This window comes from Pseudomonas sp. RA_35y_Pfl2_P32 (assembly GCF_963970735.1).
Lineage (GTDB): Bacteria > Pseudomonadota > Gammaproteobacteria > Pseudomonadales > Pseudomonadaceae > Aquipseudomonas.
This window is the reverse complement of record NZ_CAXAQF010000021.1, coordinates 70,137-92,949: the sequence shown is the minus strand read 5'-3', so window position 1 is coordinate 92,949 and position 22,813 is coordinate 70,137. Positions and strand designations below refer to the sequence as shown.

At 52.6% G+C, this 22,813-nt stretch carries 17 protein-coding genes and 2 pseudogenes; 11 read left to right on the top strand and 8 right to left on the bottom strand.

The window, feature by feature from the left end; translation table 11 throughout:
• Window positions 1-60: 60 nt before the first annotated feature.
• Window positions 61-2,895 carry an excinuclease ABC subunit UvrA gene (gene uvrA, locus AACY45_RS21020; protein ID WP_339547232.1) on the bottom strand — a complete coding sequence of 945 codons (2,835 nt, stop codon included), beginning with the start codon at window positions 2,893-2,895 and terminating at the stop codon, window positions 61-63.
• Window positions 2,896-3,083: 188 nt separating this feature from the next.
• Here uvrA and AACY45_RS21015 point away from each other — a divergent pair, with 188 nt between their 5' ends.
• The 6 genes from AACY45_RS21015 (at window position 3,084) to AACY45_RS20990 (ending at window position 10,510) form a co-directional block, all read left to right on the top strand.
• Window positions 3,084-4,481, top strand: a complete 1,398-nt coding sequence (locus AACY45_RS21015) for an MFS transporter (RefSeq protein WP_339547231.1) — start codon at window positions 3,084-3,086, stop codon at window positions 4,479-4,481.
• Window positions 4,482-4,490: 9 nt separating this feature from the next.
• Window positions 4,491-5,018 (top strand): single-stranded DNA-binding protein, encoded by a 528-nt coding sequence (locus AACY45_RS21010; RefSeq protein WP_159998187.1) that lies wholly within the window; start codon window positions 4,491-4,493, stop codon window positions 5,016-5,018.
• A gap of 201 nt (window positions 5,019-5,219) precedes the next feature.
• On the top strand, window positions 5,220-6,458 hold the full coding sequence (locus tag AACY45_RS21005; RefSeq protein WP_339547230.1) for a tyrosine-type recombinase/integrase: 1,239 nt from the start codon (window positions 5,220-5,222) through the stop codon (window positions 6,456-6,458).
• On the top strand, window positions 6,442-8,031 hold the full coding sequence (locus AACY45_RS21000; RefSeq protein ID WP_339547229.1) for a site-specific integrase: 1,590 nt from the start codon (window positions 6,442-6,444) through the stop codon (window positions 8,029-8,031). Before AACY45_RS21005 ends, AACY45_RS21000 begins: the two co-directional genes overlap by 17 nt.
• Entirely contained in the window at window positions 8,031-10,019 is a 1,989-nt protein-coding gene (locus AACY45_RS20995; RefSeq protein WP_253418115.1) for an integrase, read from the top strand. Before AACY45_RS21000 ends, AACY45_RS20995 begins: the two co-directional genes overlap by 1 nt.
• Window positions 10,016-10,510: a protein kinase gene (locus AACY45_RS20990; protein WP_339547228.1), complete on the top strand. Its 495-nt coding sequence runs from the start codon at window positions 10,016-10,018 to the stop codon at window positions 10,508-10,510. The genes AACY45_RS20995 and AACY45_RS20990 overlap by 4 nt, the downstream gene beginning before the upstream one ends.
• A 474-nt stretch (window positions 10,511-10,984) precedes the next feature.
• Here the strand turns inward: AACY45_RS20990 and AACY45_RS20985 are convergent, their stop codons facing one another.
• Entirely contained in the window at window positions 10,985-11,431 is a 447-nt protein-coding gene (locus AACY45_RS20985; RefSeq protein WP_339547227.1) for a hypothetical protein, read from the bottom strand.
• 86 nt (window positions 11,432-11,517) lie between these two features.
• Between AACY45_RS20985 and AACY45_RS20980 the strand changes: the two genes are divergently transcribed.
• A complete protein-coding gene (locus tag AACY45_RS20980) occupies window positions 11,518-11,820 on the top strand; it encodes a helix-turn-helix domain-containing protein (RefSeq protein ID WP_253418121.1) in 303 nt (100 codons plus the stop codon).
• 43 nt (window positions 11,821-11,863) lie between these two features.
• Here AACY45_RS20980 and AACY45_RS20975 read toward each other — a convergent pair whose 3' ends face one another.
• Window positions 11,864-12,229: an NIPSNAP family protein gene (locus AACY45_RS20975; protein WP_212626431.1), complete on the bottom strand. Its 366-nt coding sequence runs from the start codon at window positions 12,227-12,229 to the stop codon at window positions 11,864-11,866.
• A gap of 137 nt (window positions 12,230-12,366) precedes the next feature.
• A complete protein-coding gene (locus AACY45_RS20970) occupies window positions 12,367-13,047 on the bottom strand; it encodes a cysteine hydrolase family protein (RefSeq protein ID WP_095162376.1) in 681 nt (226 codons plus the stop codon).
• A 168-nt stretch (window positions 13,048-13,215) separates the two neighbouring features.
• Here AACY45_RS20970 and AACY45_RS20965 point away from each other — a divergent pair, with 168 nt between their 5' ends.
• Both AACY45_RS20965 and AACY45_RS20960 read left to right on the top strand, forming a co-directional pair.
• A complete protein-coding gene (locus AACY45_RS20965; RefSeq protein WP_339547239.1) occupies window positions 13,216-14,184 on the top strand; it encodes a GlxA family transcriptional regulator in 969 nt (322 codons plus the stop codon).
• A 72-nt stretch (window positions 14,185-14,256) separates the two neighbouring features.
• Window positions 14,257-14,544: a hypothetical protein gene (locus AACY45_RS20960; protein WP_339547226.1), complete on the top strand. Its 288-nt coding sequence runs from the start codon at window positions 14,257-14,259 to the stop codon at window positions 14,542-14,544.
• Window positions 14,545-14,593: 49 nt separating this feature from the next.
• Here the strand turns inward: AACY45_RS20960 and AACY45_RS20955 are convergent.
• Window positions 14,594-14,824: pseudogene (locus tag AACY45_RS20955) on the bottom strand (IS3 family transposase); the annotation flags it as partial.
• On the opposite strand from AACY45_RS20955, the pseudogene AACY45_RS20950 reads away from it, so the two are divergent.
• Window positions 14,805-15,044 (top strand): annotated as a pseudogene (locus tag AACY45_RS20950) (IS66 family transposase); the annotation flags it as partial. The pseudogenes AACY45_RS20955 and AACY45_RS20950 sit on opposite strands and share 20 nt — an antisense overlap.
• A 334-nt stretch (window positions 15,045-15,378) precedes the next feature.
• Window positions 15,379-15,897: a cysteine hydrolase family protein gene (locus AACY45_RS20945; protein WP_339547225.1), complete on the top strand. Its 519-nt coding sequence runs from the start codon at window positions 15,379-15,381 to the stop codon at window positions 15,895-15,897.
• A 1,079-nt stretch (window positions 15,898-16,976) separates the two neighbouring features.
• On the opposite strand, the gene AACY45_RS20940 is transcribed toward AACY45_RS20945, so the two are convergent.
• The 3 genes from AACY45_RS20940 to AACY45_RS20930 all read right to left on the bottom strand — a co-directional run bounded on the left by AACY45_RS20940 (window position 16,977) and on the right by AACY45_RS20930 (window position 22,790).
• Complete coding sequence (locus tag AACY45_RS20940) at window positions 16,977-18,407, bottom strand: UvrD-helicase domain-containing protein (protein WP_339547224.1); 1,431 nt, start codon at window positions 18,405-18,407, stop codon at window positions 16,977-16,979.
• Window positions 18,400-20,103, bottom strand: a complete 1,704-nt coding sequence (locus AACY45_RS20935; RefSeq protein WP_339547223.1) for an ATP-dependent nuclease — start codon at window positions 20,101-20,103, stop codon at window positions 18,400-18,402. Before AACY45_RS20935 ends, AACY45_RS20940 begins: the two co-directional genes overlap by 8 nt.
• A 629-nt stretch (window positions 20,104-20,732) precedes the next feature.
• Window positions 20,733-22,790 carry a hypothetical protein gene (locus tag AACY45_RS20930; protein WP_339547222.1) on the bottom strand — a complete coding sequence of 686 codons (2,058 nt, stop codon included), beginning with the start codon at window positions 22,788-22,790 and terminating at the stop codon, window positions 20,733-20,735.
• Window positions 22,791-22,813: the final 23 nt, after the last annotated feature.

Here is a 22,813-nt window from a genome sequence, read left to right as displayed (position 1 = left end):
AGAAGTATAAAAAAGCCCCTGTCACCGATAACGTGACAGGGGCTTTTTCATGTGCCGGCATCAGGCCCGGTCGCGCTCCAGCAGTGGTTTGAGGTAGAAGCCGGTGTGAGACTGCTTCATCTCGGCCACTTCTTCAGGCGTACCCACGGCGATGATCTGGCCGCCCTTGGAGCCGCCTTCAGGCCCCAGGTCCACCAGCCAGTCGGCGGTCTTGATCACGTCCAGGTTGTGCTCGATCACCACCACGGTGTTGCCGTGATCGCGCAGGCGGTGCAACACGTCGAGCAATTGCTGAATGTCCGCGAAGTGCAGGCCGGTGGTCGGCTCATCGAGGATATACAGGGTCTTGCCGGTGTCGCGCTTGGACAGCTCGCGGGACAGCTTGACCCGCTGCGCTTCACCGCCTGACAGGGTGGTCGCCGATTGCCCCAGCTTGATGTACGACAGGCCGACATCCATCAGCGTCTGCAGCTTGCGCGCCAGGGCCGGCACCGCGTCGAAGAACACCCGGGCTTCCTCGATGGTCATTTCCAGGGTTTCGTGGATGCTCTTGCCCTTGTACTTGATCTCCAGGGTTTCGCGGTTGTAGCGCTTGCTCTTGCACACGTCGCACGGGACATAGATGTCCGGCAGGAAGTGCATCTCGACCTTGATCAGGCCGTCGCCCTGGCAGGCCTCACAGCGTCCACCCTTGACGTTGAACGAGAAGCGGCCCGGACCGTAGCCCCGCGAGCGCGACTCCGGTACTCCAGCGAACAGCTCACGAATCGGCGTGAACAAACCGGTATAGGTTGCTGGGTTGGAGCGTGGCGTACGACCGATCGGGCTCTGGTCGATGTCGACCACCTTGTCCAGCAGATCCAGGCCCTTGATGCTGTCGTGGGCCGCGGCTTCCAGGGTCGTCGCACCATTGAGCGCGGTGGCGCTCAGGGGGAACAGCGTGTTGTTGATCAGGGTCGACTTGCCCGAGCCGGACACGCCGGTCACGCAAGTCAGCAGGCCGAGTGGGATTTCCAGGTCGACATTGCGCAAGTTGTTGCCGCGCGCGCCCTTGAGGTGCAGTGCCAGCTTCTTGTTGCGCGGCGTGCGTTTGGCGGGGACAGCGATCTTCACTCGGCCTGACAGGTATTTGCCGGTCAGCGAATCCGGGTGAGCCATGACCTCGGCCGGAGTGCCTTCGGCGACGATATGTCCACCATGCACGCCAGCCCCGGGGCCGATGTCCACCACGTAGTCGGCCAGGCGAATGGCGTCTTCGTCGTGCTCGACCACGATCACCGTGTTGCCGATGTCGCGCAAATGCTTGAGCGTGCCCAGCAGTCGGTCGTTGTCCCGCTGGTGCAGGCCGATGGACGGCTCGTCGAGGATGTACAGCACGCCCACCAGGCCGGCGCCGATCTGACTGGCCAGGCGAATACGCTGCGCCTCACCGCCGGACAGGGTGTCGGCACTGCGGTCCAGGGACAAGTAGTCGAGGCCGACGTTGACCAGGAACTGCAGGCGTTCGCGGATTTCCTTGAGGATCTTGTCGGCAATTTCGCCGCGCCGCCCTGTCAGCTTCAGGGTGCCGAAGTACTCCGACGCATCGCCAATCGGCAAGTTGGTCACCGCCGGCAAGGTTTTCTCGCCGACCCACACGTGCCGCGCTTCACGGCGCAGGCGGGTGCCCCGGCAATCCGGGCAGGGCTGGGTACTGAGGAACTTGGCCAGTTCTTCGCGCACCGAAGCGGACTCGGTTTCGCGGTAGCGGCGATCGAGGTTCGGCACGATGCCTTCGAACGGGTGCGAACGCTTGACGATGTCGCCCCGGTCATTGAGGTACTTGAAATCGACGTTCTGGCTGCCGCTGCCGTGCAGGATGACCTTTTGCTGGTCGGCCGGCAGTTGGTTGAACGGCACTTCCAGGCTGAACCCGTAATGGGTGGCCAGGGAGCCGAGCATCTGGAAGTAATAGACGTTGCGCCGGTCCCAGCCGCGAATCGCGCCCTCGGCCAGGGTCAGCTCGCCGTTGACCAGGCGCTTGATGTCGAAGAACTGTTTGACCCCCAGGCCGTCGCAGGTCGGGCAAGCGCCCGCCGGGTTGTTGAAGGAGAACAGCTTGGGTTCCAGTTCGCTGATGGCGTGGCCGCAGATCGGACAGGCAAAGCGTGCGGAGAAGATCATCTCCTCACCCGGCTCATCGTCCATCGGTGCGACCAGCGCGATGCCGTCGGCCAGCTTCAGGGCGGTCTCGAACGACTCGGCCAGGCGCTGCTGCAGGTCCTCGCGGACCTTGAAGCGGTCGACCACCACATCGATCGAGTGCTTCTTCTGTTTATCCAGCTTCGGCAGCTCATCCAGCTCGCACAGCTTGCCATTGACCCGGGCACGGACGAAGCCCTGGGCCCGCAGTTCTTCGAACACCGACAGGTGTTCGCCTTTGCGCTCACGGATCACCGGGGCCAACAGCATCAGCTTGCTGCCTTCGGGCTGGGCCAGCACCAGGTCGACCATCTGGCTGACGGTCTGGGCCTCCAGGGGGATGTCGTGATCCGGGCAGCGCGGAATACCCACGCGAGCGTAAAGCAGGCGCAAGTAATCGTAGATTTCGGTAATGGTGCCGACCGTCGAACGCGGGTTGTGGGAGGTCGACTTCTGCTCGATAGAGATGGCCGGCGACAGGCCTTCAATGGTGTCGACGTCAGGCTTTTCCATCATCGACAGGAACTGCCGGGCGTAGGCCGACAGCGACTCGACATAACGCCGCTGACCCTCGGCATACAAGGTGTCGAAGGCCAGGGACGACTTGCCGGACCCGGACAAGCCGGTGATGACGATCAGTTTGTCCCGTGGCAGGGTCAGGTCGATATTCTTCAGGTTGTGGGTTCGAGCCCCACGAATCAGGATCTTGTCCAAGGTGGCCTCGCTCGGCGGGCGTAAACGTAGGAGTATAAGGCCAAATACTGGATGGATGCACACTATCAAATGTGCATAACCGTGCCTCACATGAAGACTCTGTCATCCGTGCGCGGCAAAGCGTCACCCTATACCCCGTCAACCGATGGGACTGATAGAATCGCCGCCGGTTCACATGAGGTAATTCCATGCACGATCCCCACAGCGAACGCATGAGTGGTAGCGAGACCCGCGCAGCGAGCGGTCTGGCCCTGGTGTTCGCGTTCCGTATGCTTGGCATGTTCATGGTGTTGCCGGTACTGGCGACCTACGGCATGGACCTGGCAGGCGCGACCCCGGCCCTGATCGGCCTGGCGATTGGCGCCTACGGCCTGACCCAGGCGATGTTCCAGATTCCCTTCGGGATCATTTCCGACCGCATCGGGCGGCGCCCGGTGATTTACCTGGGCTTGATCGTCTTTGCCCTGGGCAGCGTGCTGGCGGCCAACGCCGACTCGATCTGGGGCGTGATCGCCGGACGCATCCTGCAGGGCGCCGGGGCGATTTCCGCAGCGGTCATGGCCCTGTTGTCCGACCTGACCCGCGAACAGCACCGCACCAAGGCCATGGCCATGATCGGCATGACCATCGGCCTGTCATTTGCTGTGGCGATGGTGATCGGGCCACTGCTGACCCGGGCCTTTGGCTTGTCCGGCCTGTTCCTGGCAACCGGCGGCATGGCATTGCTGGGCATCGTCATCGTGATGTTCATGGTGCCGCGCTCCACCGGGCCTTTGCAGCACCGTGAGTCCGGCGTCGCCCGCCAGGCTCTGCTGCCGACCCTCAAGCACCCGGACCTGCTGCGCCTGGACCTGGGCATTTTTGTGTTGCACGCGATGTTGATGTCGAGCTTCGTCGCCTTGCCCCTGGCACTGGTTGAAAAAGCCGGGTTGCCCAAGGAACAGCACTGGTGGGTGTACCTGACCGCGTTGCTGATTTCGTTCTTCGCCATGATTCCGTTCATTATCTACGGCGAGAAAAAACGCAAAATGAAACGAGTTCTACTCGGTGCCGTCGCGACGCTCATGCTCACTGAGCTATTCTTCTGGCAGTTCGGCGACAGCTTGCGGGCCCTGGTGATTGGTACGGTGGTGTTCTTCACCGCGTTCAATCTGCTGGAAGCCTCCTTGCCGTCGTTGATCAGCAAGGTTTCACCGGCGGGCGGCAAAGGCACGGCCATGGGCGTCTACTCCACCAGCCAGTTCCTCGGCTCGGCACTGGGCGGCATCATGGGGGGCTGGATGTTCCAGCATGGCGGTCTGTCGGTTGTGTTCCTCGGATGCGCAGGTCTGGCTGCCCTCTGGTTGGCCTTTGCTGTTACCATGCGCGAACCTCCCTATGTGACGAGCCTGCGCTTGCCGTTATCGCCCGAAGCGATCCGCGAAGCCGGTCTGGTTGAGCGCCTGATGGCCGTCGTTGGGGTAACCGATGCCATTGTGGTGGCTGATGAAGCCGCCATTTACATCAAATTGGACACCGAACTATTGGATCGCACCACCCTCGAGCGCCTGGTCAACAACCCGGCGCCGACAGCGTGTGAAGCCTAGGAGAACGTTATGGCCCGTGGGGTTAACAAAGTCATATTGGTCGGCACTTGCGGCCAGGATCCCGAAGTTCGCTACTTGCCTAACGGTAACGCCGTGACCAACCTGAGTCTGGCGACCAGCGAACAATGGACCGACAAGCAAACTGGCCAGAAAGTCGAAAAGACCGAATGGCACCGTGTATCGATGTTCGGCAAGGTTGCAGAGATCGCCGGCGAATACCTGCGTAAAGGTTCGCAGGTCTACATCGAAGGCAAGCTGCAGACCCGCGAGTGGGAAAAAGACGGCATCAAGCGTTACACCACTGAAATCGTGGTCGACATGCAAGGCACCATGCAACTGCTGGGCGGCCGTCCACAGGGCGACCAGCAAGGCCAGGGCGGCGGTAACAACTACCAGCAAGCCGCTCCACGCCAGCAGGCACCGCGTCCTGCACCGTCGCAGCAGCCACAACGTGAGTCGCGTCCAGCGCCACAGCAACAGGCTGCACCGCAGCCGGCTGCAGACTTCGACAGCTTTGATGACGATATTCCGTTCTAACCTACATAAGATCAAAACGTAAAGGTGATTGATTAGCTAAGCGGTTAAATCATTGCCTTACGTGAGTAAACCAAGCCCTCTTTGCTGTAAAGCTAAGAGGGCTTTTTTTTGCCCTGTGTAAAGCTACCAATAATTTAACTACACAAGAAAGGAGTGTAGAGATAAAAGTCTACATAACTAAACGTAAAGGAGGAGTGTGCTATGGATGTGAAAATGGTACGACATCCTTCCGGGTGGAAGCTGCCAATCCTCCTTGACGATGATGGCCTGCCGGTTCCGCTTGCAAATGAGTGGGTCTTGCAACGGCGAGGCCTAAGCCCTAACACGCTCATGAGAAATCTCAGAGAGTTGGCGATTCTATTTGCTTGGCTGGATTCCCTTCGCATTGATTTTGGTGCCTGCATGGCAGGTGACCGCATGTTTACCGAGGCTGAATTAGCGGGAAGTCTCTGTGAGCACCTACGCATAGCGGTGAAGGTTCCCGCCTTGCTGGCGGGGGGGGGTTCTATAAATCAGGGTAAGAAGGTAGCTGTGTCTCCTCTGACATATAAGTTGCGCCTGATCACTGTGCGGCAATTCATGGGTTGGTGTTTTCGATTCAAGATGGGGTCGATGGCGTCCGGAGACCCCGCGCTCCTCAGAATTCAAGCACACAAAGAGCATGTCGATAAAATTCTCAGCGATCAAGAAATCAGTGATCCTCCCCAGAATAAATCTATTACTAAAGGCCTGCGGGATCATCAAGTAACGGCTCTCATTTGGTGTGTGGATTTTAGGAATCCAAAAGCGTATGGCTTAGACGAGCATGTAAGATTTAGGAACTTCATCATTGTAATGATTATGCTGACCTTTGGTTTAAGGCCGGCAGAAGTTTTGACTCTTAGAGTAGAGGATGTCGAGTTCGGAGGCGTCACTGCTCTGCGTGTGTTAAGGCGTGTTTCGGATCCTAATGATATGCGGAGCCCTCAGCCTAGAGTCAAACGGAACGGTCGAGACATGATAATGCAAACGCCTACGCTCATACGCCTGATTGAAGAGTACATTGAAGTTCATCGCGAAAACGTTATGGAATGCTTTGGCAAAGATCATAACTATTTGATCGTTTCAGATGAGGGCGACCCGTTGCATGGAAATAGCGTGTCTAATTATTTTCAGATAATTCGTGAGAAGTTCAAGCAAACGTTACCTTCAAATCTAACTCCTAAGACCCTTCGGCATACATACTCCAGTAGAACTGAGCGTGAAATGGCTGGCCGTGGCGTTCCTGAAGATGAGCGTAAACAGGTTTTGGCGTACCTAAGGGGGGATAGTAGTGTGCGTTCTCAAGAGGTATATATCAGTGGTGAAATTATTCGCCAGGCCACCGCTGTTCAATCTAAATACCATGATACATTGATGGAAACTTTCTTGGAGTACTCCAGTAATGAGTCAAGCGTTTAGGCATCAGCCTGATGAAGCTGAACTGTGGGAGTCCATTCCTAAATCTGTTATAAGCAGAGAAGGGCATGTAGTTGACACGAGTGGTTTGCAGTGGCACATGCCAACGACCAGTGGCAGATACGCTACTCTTAAGTTTCAGCGCATACATAATTTGAGATTTCGGTATGCGCTGATGCGTTACTGTGTGTATGTGATGAGAACCTCGTCGGCGGGCTATGCTTACACCACTTGGGTAGATTGTCATAGGTTTCTTCTTTTGCCTTATCCTGAGTTTAATCGGGAAGAAATTGCCGATTTTGAGGTGGAGCTGGTTAGTTATTACGAGCGAATGATAGCAACGACGAGACAAGACCATAAGCTATATCAAGTCTCGCGTGCTAAGTCGTGGTATCTCTGGGGGTGTCAGTACCTAAGTGAGGTAGGCTTCAATGCCGAATATGGCAGCGTGTTGGAAGCTCTCAAAATACCCGGAGGTCCCAAGGGTGAGGCGGTTAAAAACGAAGACGTAGATGCCGGTCCACTGCATCGTATCTATGAGTTACAGCCACTCTACAATGCTCTTCACACTACGACTTGTGCCGATGTCGCAGAGTGCGAGCAGCGAGCTGCACTGGCATTGTTCATTGCTCACGGTAGAAACCCGGCGAACCTGTCGTGGCTGCGAGAAAGCGATCTGATCAACGTAGGCCCAGGACTCGATGAGCCGTGCTGGGTAATAAGATATCCACGAATCAAAAAACGACTGCTGAGCCCTCGGGATGACTTCGTTGAAGTACAACTTCCTACTGAATTTGCGCCTTATATCCAAGACCTAATCGCCGCCAATCGTGATATTGAACCGTTCGATTGGATGGGAGTTGATTCTGAAGGTTTTGACAGGCCGTTATTTTTCAATCACAACGTCAATACGGCGGCTGCCGCGTCAGGCCAGCGCGATGCATATTTCAATTACGAGTCTGGTTACTTTGCAACGCTGCTTCAAAATTTTGTACTAAGACATCGTATAGTCTCGCCTTTGACCAAGATGTTGATACATCTTAGTCCTAGGCGCCTTCGTTACACGTTGGCAACAAGCTTAGTTAAAGATGGGGCAACGCAGCGGCAGCTTGCCCAGATTCTTGATCATACCGATCTTCAACACGTACAGGTTTATTTTGACCTGGCTGGTAATATCGTAGAGTTACTAGACAAGGCGCTAATTGGTCCTTACTCACAAATTCTCCGTTTCTTCAAGGGTGATTTCATCGCGCCCGGGCAGAAGGCCGTAAATGAAGGAGACATAGGTAAGCATATTCCGTTTGTTTATATTGAGACTGCTCCAGACATCGATTTGGGCGTGTGTGGGAAGCACTCCCTTTGCTCCTTACACCCCCCGTATTCGTGCTACAAATGTCCAAAGTTTCAGGCTTACCTTGAAGCCGATCATCAAGCCGTGTTGGAGTATTTGATAAATGAGCGCGAAGAGAAATTTCAGTCCGCTGACAAGCGAATAGCCAGTCAGCTCGACGAAATAATCTTCGCTGTGGCTCAAGTTGTTGAGAAATGCAAAGAAGTTAAAGCGGGAGCGACATAATGGCAAAGGTAGCAGCGTTCTTAAGTAGGCTTGAGCTAGATCGTGTCGCTAATTTATCGCTTTTGGTGGAAAAGGCGCAGATGCTCGGCATGCTGGGTTTTGAAAGTATTGTCTGGGATGAACCGAAGTGGAAGTTCACAGCCGGCCCCATGACAATACTATCGGCTAAGCGTTCTGGCTCTCCTAGCATCTACTTTCGGCATGCGCCTAATATCGGCGAACAGCCCATGGAAGGCGACTGGGCTGCTGTGGCGAAATCTCTTTTCTGTCTGCGGGCGCATCGGTCAAATCAGAAAATTAGCAACCAGCAAATGTTTGTAACTGCTATAAGTTATATAAGCCACTGCGTAGGCGGAACGAGTCGTCCGTTATCAAGGCTGATGCCAGAAGACTTAGATTCTGCATGTAGGCTAATTTCGGGTGATTACCAAGAGTCAACCGCTTATAACTTACATAAGGCTATAAATGAATTCGCAGCGCATTGCGATGCTAATCAGCTTTGTAATGTTAGGTTTGAATATAAGTACTCAGGACTGAAGCGCCCTGCAAACGCCGGGGGAGTAGCTCAAAAACGATTGGACGCACCTGAAAACCTGGAACAGACCTCCGGGGACCGACTCATCAATCTGGAGGTGTTTGAGCTTATTGGCTTGCTGTACCAACATGTACCGAGCAACCATAAGTACCGGATGTACATCCTGATGCTCGTTTTGTTGGCGTGCATTGGAAGGCGTTTTAGCGAAATCGCTACACTGCCATTGCAAGAGGTCGGCTCTGACTCGGAAGGAAGGAAATATCTACGCTTTTTTTTGATGAAAACAAGCAAAGGCGATAACTCTCATCCCATTGATAGGACATGGCTTCCTACTGATGCCGTTTCGATTGTTGAGGACGTAATCGCTGAGCTAACAGATATTACCCGAGCGGCCAGGTCGACAGCGCAGGAGATGCGGATCACTGGTGGCCCTGATCTACGTTGGATCGCACCTTTTGCTGAAGATCATCGATTCTACATTGCCGACCTTGATGCCTTGGGTTTTACCTTCAATGTCTTACGCCCAGCGGGTTGGCTTACGAAAAATGGCCTCACGTTTCCAGATCCGGATAAGCTGACAGTTCAGGGGATTCGTCCAGCTAAGCCATCTCGCTTCACCACCAAGCAGGCCTTAATGTCCTATTGCAAGAGTATGTTTGACCCACGATTGAATGATCCTGTCCGTATCGCTGCCAGCGGTCAGGTGTATTACCAAGAAGATCTTTTCTTCGTGCGATACGCGGGTATGTCTTCCGGAGGCGTCTCTGTGTGTGTGGTCGCACCAGTCACCCACTCAATGTTCACGACCTTCATACGGGATCATCTTGAGCCGCTTGCGTCCGAGTACGGTGGCAGCAACGTCAAACCCGACTTTTCAAGCCACGATTTTAGACACACCATTAATACTCTCTTGAATGACGGTGGAATGAGCGATTACGTACAAACTAAGTGGTTTGGGCGGAAGTATGCAAATGACACCAAGGCTTATCAGCACACATCCCGTGAAAAGAGAGCATTGATTTATCAAGAAAAAATTCGGGAGGGCAAGATTGGTGGAGCGGTAGCCGATAACTACATCCAACTTCCTGTTGAGTACAAAGAGGCTTATCTCAAGGCTAAGATTACCGGAGTCCATGAGCTTGGGACCGGCATGTGTACGCGTAACCTGTCGCAATCGCCTTGCCCAAATCATCTCGAGTGCCATGCCAAATGTTCGGATTTTTCCTGGGAGAAGGATGACGACGGGAAGAAAGCAGGCGTAGTGCGCGCTTTCGAGATCGAGGTCGTTCAATACGAGAATGCGATAACCAAGTCTCAATCGAATAGGCCGGGCGAGAGCCACCAATGGTTGGCCCATTCGCAGAAGAAAATCGAAACCCTCACCGCCATGCTGGTTGATTTGCAGATGGACGCTGAAGCCATCAAAGCGAAAGCACTTGGAGCACAGCCATGAGCAAATTTGGTAAGAGGATGGACTCGGGGGATGTCAAAGCTATCGTAAGGGAATTGGATCGCTGGGCTTTAGGTGAGCTGGGTTCCGGCCTGCGGTGGAAGACGCTTGAAGACCAGTTTGGGTTTACGCGCCAGGCTTTGAATGCTCGTCTTGAAATCAAGGTTGCGTTCGACGCTGCCAAGGCGTCTCTTGTAGGTGGCCTGGCTGCTAAACAGAAAAAAGCAGCGCAGAGCGCTGACGAGCTGGTGCTTCGGGTTGAGCAGCTTGAGAGGGAGCTACAGACCTACAAGGATCGTGAAGCCAAATGGCTGCTGAGATGGCAGCAAATTGCCTACAACATCAGGGTAAGGTTTGGCGCTCAGATGAGCAGCATTGATATGTCTGGCGGCTCGCGAGAGGGGCTTCCAAGTCTGCGTACCACGGAGAGCATCCTTAAGCACCTTGATAGCCCCATTCCTCCAGTGGGGAGCTTGGATGCTAATACCGATTAGTGTTTTAGCGGCGTGAAAATGACTTTTCTCTAAACTATGTGGGGCGACTGAGTGTGGATGGGTAGTCCAGTTCGGTTCTATTTGCGTTGTCATAGAACGATCAAGATCAGATTTCAATGGGGATTCTACAAGGCTGAAATCTCACGGTTGAATTTGCAGTGGTAGACGGAGGGTGTAAGCTTGGCAAGCATGCATTGGGTAGGGATGAAATATGATGCTTTTTAAATATATTTCTAGTTGCCGCGAAGGAAACGTTTTTTGCACGACGGAAACAGTTAGACGTCTATGCTCTTCTAGTGAAAAGGTTGAAGCCATTTGCGTTTCACCGCAATCACAGACACTAACCCCTGTTGAGTTGGAATCATTGCGTAAGGAAATGCGGTTGGCAGGCGCCTGGATGCAGTCAGTATTGAGACTTAGAAATCGGTCCAAAGACAAATAGTAGATATGGTACCTTGCGCATTTAAATGGGGCTCAACTGGTGTTGTTTTTTTTATAGATGATCTGCTTTTCTGTCGCCTTGGATATTAAGTCGGTAGCCGATATATGATTGTCTGGCTGATAGTAAACTTTATCGCCTTCAACTGAATATGCCTCAATGGTGCCGTAGGCGCTGCTGTGATAAATAGTTAGCTCCACTAATGTTTCCATTTTCCAGTCTCCTGACTCATTTAAATAATCTGGGCTAACAAGTTTTATTGTTTCAATCACTGTGTGTTGTGGTCTTGTCTGTATCAGTCTGCATAGGAGAGTCGGATCCATTATCTGAATCATCGATTTTCTAGTACCGGTCGGTGTAACGCGTAGCAGGCTTAGGTAAAACCATGGAAGATTGAGGGTGTGCTCGACTGCGGTCCAATGGAGCGCGTCGCTTTCTGAGCCAGGCTCGCTAAGAAGCGCCCAATGTGGGGTGATGAACATAAGAAGCGTTCCTTGGCAAAATGAGTCCTATAGATTGTAGTCCTATAGGGTTCTCGGAGGCTTCGTGTTTCATTTTAGGATGGATCATGGAACTGAAGCCTGCGTTCGGAACGGCTCTCAAACTCATACGCAACAGAAGGGGAATGAGCCAGGAAGACTTTAGTGTAATCAGCAGCAGGACCTACCTCAGCTCCCTCGAAAGGGGGCTGAAGTGCCCGACCATTGAAAAAGTCGAAGATCTTGCTGCATTTTTGAATGTTCACCCTCTGACCGTTTTGGCGGTTGCATACACAATCAAAGACTCTGCAGCTTTGGAAACCCTGATGCATCAGGTGAAAGGGGAGTGTGAATGGATTTTTTGTAACCGTCCGGCCAACACATCTTCCTGATCCCCGCGTTTAAGGCTACGGGGTCTGCCTTTGTCGATGTCAGCTACGCGGATCGAGCTTCGGCTCTAGATAGATCTACAGAAGCTCTGATGGCATCAATTACGTCTTGAGCGAGCGCCATAACTGTCGTTGTACTGATTTCAATTCGACTGATAATGTCTTCTCTCGGGCCCTGTTTCCAGGCAGCGCTTGCGTAAAAAGCATCTTGAGATACTTGGCGATGGCTCTCGCTTTCATAGGAGCGAATTAGGTGATAGCTGTCACAATCATGTAATGAGCTGCCATAAGAAACGACATCTATGCCAGCTTCTAGGTGAAGCGGAACACTTACATTCTGCATTATTTGATGAAAGTCCAATCCCGATCCTGGCTTTAAGGTGTACATCAGGATTTCAATAATTCGAGTCATTCCAAGTCTTCCATGTGGAGTTTCAACGTGAGCATCCGTACATCCCAGCTTACGTTATTAGGCGGGAGTCCAGCTATGCGGATCTCTTCGACAGCGGCCCCTCAAATTCTTCCAGCCACGATTCGAATCGAAGTGCCTCATTCAAAAGGCATAGTCGTGGTGAGTTGGCCGGCAGAAAATGCAGCGACATGCTCCGCTTTTCTGCGAGCCCGCTGGTTGGATTTGTAAATGCTGTCGCGCACGGGGGGCACGCCCAATTTGACGCAATCTATCCATTCCTGGGTCGACATGACTGCTGCAAAGCGCGATTGCAACACTACGCTGAAGACGCGATGGATATCTTCAGCACTCGCATAACCCGCTTGGTTCCGATACGACACGGTGCCGGATGCGTCATGTAAAAACTCAACGTTGGAACCGTTATGTAAGGCGTGGTTGATAGTGGACGCATTGCAGTTGTGGGTCATGTAGCCAACTACCGTAAGGGTATCGATACCGTTCTTCTCAAGCCATTGCGCCAGATCGGTCTCTGGATAGGCGCTGGGCAAGGTCTTACTCACAGAGTGGTCATGAGCACGCGCGGCCACTACCGGATGCAGTTGCCAGCCATCCGTATGGATGGCAAACAGCGGCGAGCCGGCCGGCGAAGTTTGTTGGACCACCATGATCGGAATTCCGGCGGCGCTTGCCACATCCATGGCGATGCCGATATTGGCAATGGTTTCCAGCGGGTTTGGGTACTCGATGGGCAGGTTCCCGGTGAAGTATTCGTTTTGTACATCGATCACGATCAAGGCGCGTTTTTGGATAGTAGGCATGGTCAGATTCCTGTGGGGTTTCTGGTCGCTCGCGAGTGGCTGCAACCCTTAGCCCGAATCTTAGAGAGATGCTATGCTCGCCGTTAGCGGCCCAAAGGACATCGCTCGATGATATTGGGCCAATATCTATCGATGCTCATTCCTCATTCCTCATCGACCATCCGCCTTATGCCATCCATAACCATTGCTGTTTTAGCGTTTAACGGAATCAGCCCTTTTCACTTGTCGGTGCCGTGCCTGGTATTTGAAAACCGTTCCTCGGCGGGATTACCGGCCTACCAACTACACATCTGCGCGGCAGAGCCTACTGTGGGAGGCGTACTGCGCACTAACACGGGCTTTGCCATCCAAACGGACCTGACCCTTGCCGATGCTGCGCAGGCCGATGTGCTGATCGTACCGTCCTGGCGTGACCCAGCCGAGGTACCACCCGAACCGATGTTGGATGCGGTGCGAGCTGCCCACGCGCGTGGGGCGACGGTAGTGGGGCTGTGCCTGGGGGCATTTGTGCTGGCTGAAGCCGGCTTGCTGGACGGCCGGCAAGCCACCACGCATTGGAGCAGTGTTGAGCGGTTCGCCGCTTTATACCCAAGGGTAACCTTGGTGCCGGACGTGTTGTATCTGGACGCGGATGACGGGCTAATCGTAACGTCCGCCGGAACCGCTGCGGCGCTGGATTGTTGCCTTCACCTAGTGCGCCGTTGGCATGGCGCTGAAGTTGCCAATCGCATAGCGAGGCGGTTGGTCGCCGCGCCACACCGGCAAGGCGGGCAGGCTCAGTACATTGAGCAGCCGCTGCATTATGCGCGCGGCGGCGACCGCCTTGGCGAGTTGCTCAACTGGGCTGTGGCAAATCTGAGCGTGCCACATTCCCTGGATACGCTGGCCGAACGCGTCGCGATGAGCCGTCGCAACTTTACCCGCCGATTTCGGGAATTGACGGGCACGACCGTTGGGCAATGGCTACTGGGGCAGCGCCTGGCCTACGCGCAAAGAATGCTGGAAACAACGCGAGAACCTATCGAGGTTATCGCGCAGCACGCGGGCTTCGGCAGCGCGGTATCACTGCGGCAGCACTTTAACCGGGTGTATCAGACTTCACCCAGCGCTTATCGGGCGTTGTTTGCACAGCGTTGAAAATGCGCTGGCGACTTTCATGGCATGCCTGGCGGGGCAGGGTGTAATGGTGGCCTTGAGTTTGATGAAACCTTGCCAGTTGGACTGTACCTCTACAGCCATCAGGTTCCGATCAGGGATATCTATCTCGAGGCCCGCGCGGTGCGCGAGGTCCTGGTCAGCCGGCACAACGAGAAATGGACCCTTTCTATTCGCCTGGGCGGCGCCGGCAGCCGCTGGCTGCCCGTGCGCTCACGCTGCGAAGCCGCTACGCACCTGGGCGAGCCGAAGCGATCGGCATGGGGGGCTTTGCCGTCGAGCTGCGAAGCGTTTCGCGGGCGCGAAAATTTTGCCATGGCAAAGCCATGCGTGAGGGTTTGAGCGACGGCAGGCGGCGTTTTTCAAGGTAGTTGTCTCGTCAACCGTTCAGCTATGCCGCTCTTTTCTCAGTCTGCTGCTCCCGATCCGGGTTCAGTATCACCGTGCCTATCGGCTCCCAGTTACGCGTCTGATCTGACCAGCGTTCCGGGTTGTTCTCCTTGGCCCGTTCGTACAGTTCATGTCGCCGCGCCAGGATCTGATGATCCAGTCCTCGATGTCGCTCCGTTGGTGTCACGAAGCGGATCCGGCTATGCCGGTGCTCGTTGTTGTATGACTTCAGCCCGAGCCGTGCCGGAGAGCATGCGCGTAACTTCCTCGGTTCCTGGAATGGCAAGCTGGTGTACGACGACTTCGCTGGCTACAAAGCCGGCTTCGAGAAAGGCATGATCGAAATTGGTTGTATGGCTCATGCCCGACGCAAGTTTTTCGATCTGCACATGGCGAATAAAAGCCAGTTGGCAGAACAGGCACTGCACTCGATTGGCGGCTTGTACGAAGTTGCCGACGCAGCGGGCGAGTGAGATTGATCAACTGCTGCCGCATCAGTGGGTATCTGCCTGAGTTACACAAGACCTGATGTCCGTAGACTTACACTACGCTGTCTGCCAAAAGCACTCACTCTAGGATTCTGGCTTGTCAGATCGCTGCAATATTGCTAGTGTCGATCTATGACTAACTATTGCCTCACCTCGACTACCACCACCACGACCGCTGAAAGCGGAGCGTGCGAGGTGTCGTGAGCCAATAGCAGACGAACTTCAAAGGCCCGCCAGCGATGGACAGGGCCTTTTTTATGCCCTTGTGTCGCTGGCTCAAACGCAAGGAGATGCACCCATGTACGCCCTGTTGATACTCGATATCCAAGTCGGGCTTGTTCACGGCCCGGAAAAACTATGGCGCTGCGAAGAGTTGTTGGAAACAGTGAATACGCTGATGGACAAGGCACGCAGCGCTGGTGCTCCAATTTTTCTCTCGCGCCACATCGGGCCCGCTGGATCTCCAATCGAACCAGGCAGCCCGTTGACGATGGTTGCGCAGGAACTGAAACTTCTGGGTGGAGAGGTGGTATTCGAAAAGCGGCGGCCTAACGCCTTCGAAATGACCGACCTGGCGGACAATTTGCGGTCTCGCGGGGCTACCGGTGTGGTAATCACTGGCATGAAAACTCAATACTGCGTCGACAGCACCTGCCGTGCTGCTCGTGATCTTGGCTTCGATGCGGTACTTGTCGCCGAAGGTCATACCTGTTCAGACACGCCAGTGATGAAAGCTAAGGACATCGTTGCTCATCACAATGCAACTCTTGACGGGCCGTTCTGCCAGCTAGTTCGGGCTGAGGAGTGGAGCTTCTAGCAGAGCCCGAAACTACGGGAATACACATGACTTGCCGTAAGCACTGGCACCATGTGACATTCCCGTACTTTAAATGGGACGTTATGGGTCTGCTGTATATCAAAGATACGAACACCGTCGCATCTGGTGATAGGCCGCAAGATGTATTGCCGGAACGCTTACTGCGGATCTGCGCGTGAACGCTATCGTTCAGGCATGAGCTAGGGGTGGCTCAAATAGGTGAGCTACCTAGATCTGCGAGCAGGTCTCACCGAAGCGCACGGGCGGTTTTGACCCAGCGCAAGGCGCCAATGCCCGACGTCATGCCACGCGCTATACGTACCGGGGTGAATAGAGAAAACGGACAAAACCGTAAGCTAAGAATGGTCTGTCGCCATGCTCGCAGGCAACCGATCTAGGCTCGAAATCTCTTGTGAACGCTTGTAGAGCCTTGTTGACGCTTGTGGAATCGTTATTTATGATTGTCCTCAGTGACTGTATCTAGTGGAACCCGCAGGTTAGGTCTCTCAACCAGACCCGCAAAAGAAAACCGCCCCTCAGGCGGTTTTTTTTGGCCTCGATTTGGAGTGACTAGTCGAGCACAAGTACATTCTCATTCGCATTCGCACAAGCGTATGCGTCCGGCCAACACACCTTCCTGACCCCGACACCAAAGGCGATGGTACCAAACGTCAGCGGTACAAAAGCGCGTAAAGACTTGCCTTGCTCACCTCGCCACGGATTTTTTCGGAAACTGGTCAGAATTTGGGCGAGTCCGCGGGTCGTTGAGCCTGCGCAGCCTCATAAAAGATGATGACTAAGAGTGAGCCATCCTTGGCTGAATTTGGGAGGGTGAGCCACCCCTAGCTCACATTTGAGCAATAACGTTCACGGTTGAGCCATCCCTAGCTCAAATTTGAGCGATAGCGTTCACCGTTGAGCTACCCCTGACTCAAATTTGAGTGATTTCTTCCGTGTAAGCTTTACCCTGCCCCAATTCGGTGTAGTGCCAAACGTGTCATGTTCACAGGTGCCCCAAGCACTCGATCTGAACGGTATCAAACAAGTCGTAAGGCGTTCGCTATGTAGCCTGAGCAAATTCAGCTTGGGAGCACTGTTCTCAAACTGACGATTGTGAGCGTCTTTGCTCCGCGTGTGAGTGCAACATAAAGATCTTTTGGGGTCATGGTGTCCGCCTCTAAAATGATTGCATGTTGATACTCCAAGCCTTTCACAAGTAGAGTTGTGCCTATGAGCTTGTTATATCGGACAGGTCTGCCAGTATGGCGAAAATCACGCTGGAAATTATTGGCACTTTCCATAAGTGATTTGTCCGGAGTGTCGACATTGTTCTGTAGAACTTTAATCAATCTGTTAAGAAGGTCTCGGCGGTACGTCGACGTTTCTTTGGCTTGTTGGATAGCTTGCAGGAAGGCTAGAAGGTGAGCGCTTGTCGCTGAGGAGAGAAATTTATTCGCAATTCCGAGAATTTGGGGGTACTTGGTGGCTTGAGTGGCCTTTGCAACTTCACCTCGTTTAGTTCCAGTAGTCAATGTTCCTTCTACCCCTGTCATGCATTTTTTAGTGAACTCAATGGCCAGGATCATTTTTTCGCTTAGTGTTTTTGCGGCTTCGATCTTTTTGATGAATCTAAACAAGTCTTTTCCTTCCACCTCTTCGATGCTGGAGAATTTTCCGCCTAAAGCCTGCGCAAGCTTGTGTGCTTTATTCTTGGATTTTTGATCTCCGGAGTATATTGCAATCACAGAGTCTTCATCGTTCAGAAACTTATACAGGAAATTAAGCCTCTTACGGTCTGCGAAGTCATTTAGGTCCACTGAAATGCGAGTTATCCCCCTTGGCAACGGCGCCTGAATTGAAAACTGTTCGTTCGCGCGAAGCCTAGTCCCGATGTTGTCTAGCCATTGACCTAGCTCCGGTGCTTTCGCCAGCTGCCAGCGCCAAGGTATCCTCAGCTCCCCCAGCTTTTGATAATGGGGATATATGTGTTTTTCCCATTCAACAGGCTGATTGGCAAAATCAAAAATCGCTTGTAGTGGGTCACCCAATATCCTGCAAGGTAAAACTGTAGCGATCCCTTCGACGAGCATATGCTGCTGTATCGAACAGTCTTGGTACTCATCGACATATAACCCTGAATAAGAGCTTTCCAGTAGTTTTTTAATGAATGGCCTGTCCAATAAAGATGCACATGCTGAGTAAAGCTTGTCCCACTCTTTACCGTCAGGGCACTCAACGGACCACTTGGACGTAGCGGGGAAACTAAGGCACACACGCAGAGCCCAGCTTGCGATGGTATCTACTTGGTAGAGCGATGACGGAACCGCCAACCGCTGCATCTTCTTTTTGAGGGAGCTTACTCCAGCGTAGGTATGGGTTAGGACCAACTGCCGGTGGGTGGCGGCACCCACTGCCATGGCTATTAGGTGGGTCTTACCATAACCCGCAGGTGCTATGACATACCCTTTCTTTTGAGTCTCGGCCAGTATCGTGTGCAGGTGTTCAGTCATGATCAGCCCACGCGCGAACCTGCAACAGTTTTTTGCCAAGATCGCTGAGCACGAATTTAGCGTCGGAAAAAGCGTCAGCAATCACTTCTACCCAGGCCTCGCCACCAGTGATGGACTTGAACCATGCGGAGCTTTTCGCCGCGTCACCTATAGCTTGACGCAACTCCGGTGAGTCTTGCCATTTCATAAGATCCTGGGGCTGGGCTATAGCAAGCTTAGATCGCACGTTATCACGAACAGGATTACCTGATTCTTCGGCGAGTTTTAAGCTTGCCTTAACGTAGCTCCATGGCAAGTCGAACATTGCTCTTTGCTCCAAGGCTAGCTGCTCTGACCACATCATTACTGATACGCCATTTTCTTCTAAGTCATGGCTGTCTTTGTCCGAAAAGTCCTTTGGCGCATCGCCATCAGCGATAACGCAGACCTGATATCCCAATTTTTTAAACGCCATAGCGAGGCCTTTGACCTTGCTAGCTCCCTTGGCGTCAAGAACCGCCGTGCCCAAGTATGAGAAAGCGTCCAAGTCTTGGCCGAGCCAATAGTCGTCCAGCCCTCGTAGGAATCCGACCTCAGTGGCCCCCTCGCAAACTACAATCTTCTTAGACAGAAATGCTTCAGCACTCGATCTGATATGTCCTTGGACATTTAGCTCGGATAGTTCTGGGGAGTTGGTGTTCACGACCGTCACCATATCTATCAGGCGATGAACGATGTGCAGATTTGAGGTGTTAAGTTCTCTTAGCACTGATGGTGAGTGCGTGGTTATAAAGTACTGTCCGGTTTTGTCATCTTTGATGTATTTAACTAATCGAGCAATCCGGTGTGGCTCAAGACCTATTTCAAGCTCGTCAAAAAGGGTAACGTGATTCTTCTGAAGATTTTCTTTCTGAATGCCGCACATTAGCATCCGTCTAGAGCCTAACCCTAGTTGCCTCAATGGCATCTCACCGTCATGTAGGCTTAGGCCACCTACTCGAATGTTGATAGAGGCCGTGTCCAGATGCGCTTGGTAGTTTTGATGGATAGGTACGCCCAGCCCTCTAGCCACGGCTTCAGATTTGGTAGCCGCGGCGTCAAACTTGACCAGGGCGTTTGCTCGTTCACCATCTAATGACCCGCGTGCAGCACGGCTGGCGTCGACTAGGGATTCCGCAAGGTTGTCTGACTCGGTAATTCTGGCCAGAGCGCTACCTGCCCCCCAGGTGAGCTGTTTCTCGCTATATGAGCCTATGATCCCTACGTTGAGCTTCGCCCGGTCTGTCGCCCGGAAATCGACTCCGTCAATGTTACGGTCAGCTTTGATTTTCCACTTTGGCTCCAAATCCCGTCCTACGGTTAGATTAGCGCTCAGTACAATCTCGTCGTTGTCTTCAGGCTCATCATTCAGCTTGGATTTAGCCGCGTCCCAGCCTTGCAAAAGCCCTCCATATTTTTGTATGGACAAAAACTCATTCGGCATCTCTCCGAAAACTACGGTGATGTCTATTGGTTCGTTAACGTTGCACAGGTGAAAGTCTGAGTCGTTAAAGGAAAGGTTCCATTGTGGATGAAAAATGCAACGTATGCCTTCAAGTATCGTTGTCTTTGCAGAGTCTCCTTTCCCGATCAAACAAACTATTCGTTCATCAGGTACATTCCAATCGAGGAGCTTGATGCCTCGAAAATTTCGAATGACAATTTTCCTAATCTTCACGTCGCCTCCGCTGCGCTTTAATTTCTGTTTAGAGCAGCTTAGCTGAGGCACGGGTCGTTGTAATATCAAAGTGATACCGAGCAGCGACCCTAACGGCTGTGCGGTGACGTGGTCACTGGCCCCTGCGTCCACCCTGCGCGTCGTGACTTAGTGATATCGAGCCTGCAGCGTGAGAGCCAAGCTGCATGACGGTTGCCAGGAGCCTTCCCAAGAGCAGTGATGGTCACCGTAGCGAAGGTTCGCGACGAAGCTATCCCTCTTGGGCACCGCGAACCACGTATCCATACGATGTTCCGCGTCACGGGAAGTGACGGCGAAGGGCATTACGTTAAGACAGATTCGGAGGCTGCCTGGATGGCTATGAAGCTAAATAAGCGATCTCTAGGCCATGAGGAGCGTAAGGGCCGGTGAACACTCTTTTCGAGCCGGCCCATAAGGACGATTGTGTCCGTATATTTTGAGCGGACGAATTACCCTGAACGTCAGGATCGTCATGCGCCAACGTATAGTTTGTGTCTGTCATCGATGAAATTCTAATATTTCCAGAAATCCATTCTGAGACAACGGGTTGATGCCCTTCTTTTACTCACCCAGTTCGTTAGCAGATGCCAGGGATGAGCCTCTGGAACTTATTGATAAAAAGCGGCCGATCCGTAGAACTCGATCGATGAGTAGTCTTCCTCTTTACGCCTAAGCTGTTGGATGAGTTCGAATCCGTCACCTATCTTGGATGTTAGGTCCTCAGCTATCGCGTATGTTGTTTTTCGGACCGAGAGCATCGCAAGCTTATACGCGTCAAAAAATGACGTGCCTTCTGCTATGTAGTATGCGAGGTATGCTCCGAATGCGGCAGCTGGGTAGCCTAGTACAGGCCATAGATGAGAGATTGTCGCTTGGTCGGCGCATGCTAAACCTGGCGCCAGACCGATTTTAGGGAGGTATCCTCTTTCTTCAAAACGCGCTCCGTCGCATATGTTTAAAAACAGCAGGCGGCGTTCTTCACGAATGGGTGCCTTGTTCCAAAGATCTGCCAAAGAAACGGACCTGCCTTCTGCAACGTGCATAGTCACCTTTTTAGGAGACCAGTGATCGTAGGTACCGTGGGATGCGACCCATATCACGTCATAACGATCGTCTTCATAGGCAGTGGTAAAATCTCGTTGTGCTGACTCTTCAAAGCAAACTACTTCAACTATGGCTCCAGCCCTTTCAAAGATTTGTTTGATAGCCTCAGCTTCAAGTCCTTCTGTAAGGCTTCCGCCGCCGCACCATATCAATACATTCTTCGGTTTTCTATCGGGTTTTGGGATAGAAAAGGATGAGGCAATCGGCCAAGTTTTCCCCCATTCTTTAAGCTGGATCGCCTGCACCGGATTGCACTCATTGTCTAAAATTAACTGATACAAGGGCTCCGAATTGAATAAGTAAAGACTTGGGCAATAACCTTTTTTCATTGCGGATTCGTAATCTGTGGAGTCGCCATACATGGGTATCCCAATACGATCCGGAATTCTCAGCCCGGAATTGTCAGCGTAAGCGATTGACTTTGCCACACCCAGAAATCTGTTGCTCGCATGTACTAGATCTTCGAGAAATGCCTGAGAATCCCGATCAATGAATATTTTTTCAGAACCCACCACTGACGAGTAGCCGTGCTCTCCGAATGGTATGGAAAGATATAGGTGTTTTGCAGTGATACTGAATTCATCTGACGGTAATTGATACCAAAGCCGTAGCCCCTGAAGTGTTAGTTCAGTATAGGGGGCGTTAATAGTTTTGACGATGAAAGGCTGAATTGCACCGCTTCGTATGGCTGCATCTCGGAAAAATGCGATCTCTTCCAGCTGCGATTTCAAGTGCCGTTGGACCAAGTCTATCTGACTGAGCAGCGTGGAAGGATCTTCATCTTCAGTGCCTGCGTAGACTGTAGATAGCAGTTGCACCTTATGTGCGTCAGCTAGGGAGTCGTCACATTCGGCAAGCGCCTTTTGCGCCCATTCAGATGAAACTTTGCTTGAATAAAAGCCAGCTGATGTAGACAAGCCAGAATAAAGCAGAGCGCGAAATTGGTTGGGAAGTGAATCATTCTCAGAGATGGACTCAAGCTGAGGTACGAAAACTTTAGCCAATTCGGGGGCCTCTTTTGCGGCCCAGCACGCTAGATTTAATCCAAGAAAAACCTCAGGAAGATCAATATGCTTAGTGGGCATCTTCATTGTTTTCTTAAAACTTAAAGTTGCGCTGATCCAAAGATCTCGCGCAATATTATTCATCGCTGTCCGCTCTCGGGCGTAAAAGTAAAATGCCCCAAAAAACTTTACCATTGTGGGCATGAACCCTGGCCAGCTCATAAGTGTTGGGGATGAATAAAAATCGACTATTCTGCCAATGTGTAGTTCTTTGGTATGACTTTCCACCAAGTCTTCAGAAAATGCCCAACCAATCCAGTCTCCCATTTCAGTCAATTCATAACTTTCATAAGCGTTGTAAAGCGCCTCGGTTGCGAAAATGAATTGGGCAAAGCATGGCATTAGGCGGAGATCAGCTGGCATGTTCTGTTGACGTTCTATCAAATGAAAAACAAGTCGCTGGGCCTCGTTATAGGAAATCGACACGGCCAGACGCGCATCACGAAAAGCGCTGTCCAGAAACTGATGCGATATTTTTAAGGCTTGTTCAACTTCCATAATGTCAGCTTCCTTTAAAATTG

Excerpts from the sequence above, each read along its gene's own strand:
- AACY45_RS20945 (WP_339547225.1), top strand. The coding sequence starts at position 15,379 with ATGTACGCCCTGTTGATACTCGATATCCAAGTCGGGCTTGTTCACGGC.
- AACY45_RS20985 (WP_339547227.1), bottom strand. The coding sequence starts at position 11,431 with ATGTTCATCACCCCACATTGGGCGCTTCTTAGCGAGCCTGGCTCAGAA.
- AACY45_RS21015 (WP_339547231.1), top strand. The coding sequence starts at position 3,084 with ATGCACGATCCCCACAGCGAACGCATGAGTGGTAGCGAGACCCGCGCA.
- AACY45_RS20975 (WP_212626431.1), bottom strand. The coding sequence starts at position 12,229 with ATGACTCGAATTATTGAAATCCTGATGTACACCTTAAAGCCAGGATCG.
- AACY45_RS20940 (WP_339547224.1), bottom strand. The coding sequence starts at position 18,407 with ATGACTGAACACCTGCACACGATACTGGCCGAGACTCAAAAGAAAGGG.
- AACY45_RS20970 (WP_095162376.1), bottom strand. The coding sequence starts at position 13,047 with ATGCCTACTATCCAAAAACGCGCCTTGATCGTGATCGATGTACAAAAC.
- AACY45_RS21005 (WP_339547230.1), top strand. The coding sequence starts at position 5,220 with ATGGATGTGAAAATGGTACGACATCCTTCCGGGTGGAAGCTGCCAATC.
- AACY45_RS20980 (WP_253418121.1), top strand. The coding sequence starts at position 11,518 with ATGGAACTGAAGCCTGCGTTCGGAACGGCTCTCAAACTCATACGCAAC.
- AACY45_RS20965 (WP_339547239.1), top strand. The coding sequence starts at position 13,216 with ATGCCATCCATAACCATTGCTGTTTTAGCGTTTAACGGAATCAGCCCT.
- AACY45_RS20930 (WP_339547222.1), bottom strand. The coding sequence starts at position 22,790 with ATGGAAGTTGAACAAGCCTTAAAAATATCGCATCAGTTTCTGGACAGC.
- AACY45_RS21010 (WP_159998187.1), top strand. The coding sequence starts at position 4,491 with ATGGCCCGTGGGGTTAACAAAGTCATATTGGTCGGCACTTGCGGCCAG.
- AACY45_RS21000 (WP_339547229.1), top strand. The coding sequence starts at position 6,442 with ATGAGTCAAGCGTTTAGGCATCAGCCTGATGAAGCTGAACTGTGGGAG.
- AACY45_RS20990 (WP_339547228.1), top strand. The coding sequence starts at position 10,016 with ATGAGCAAATTTGGTAAGAGGATGGACTCGGGGGATGTCAAAGCTATC.
- AACY45_RS20995 (WP_253418115.1), top strand. The coding sequence starts at position 8,031 with ATGGCAAAGGTAGCAGCGTTCTTAAGTAGGCTTGAGCTAGATCGTGTC.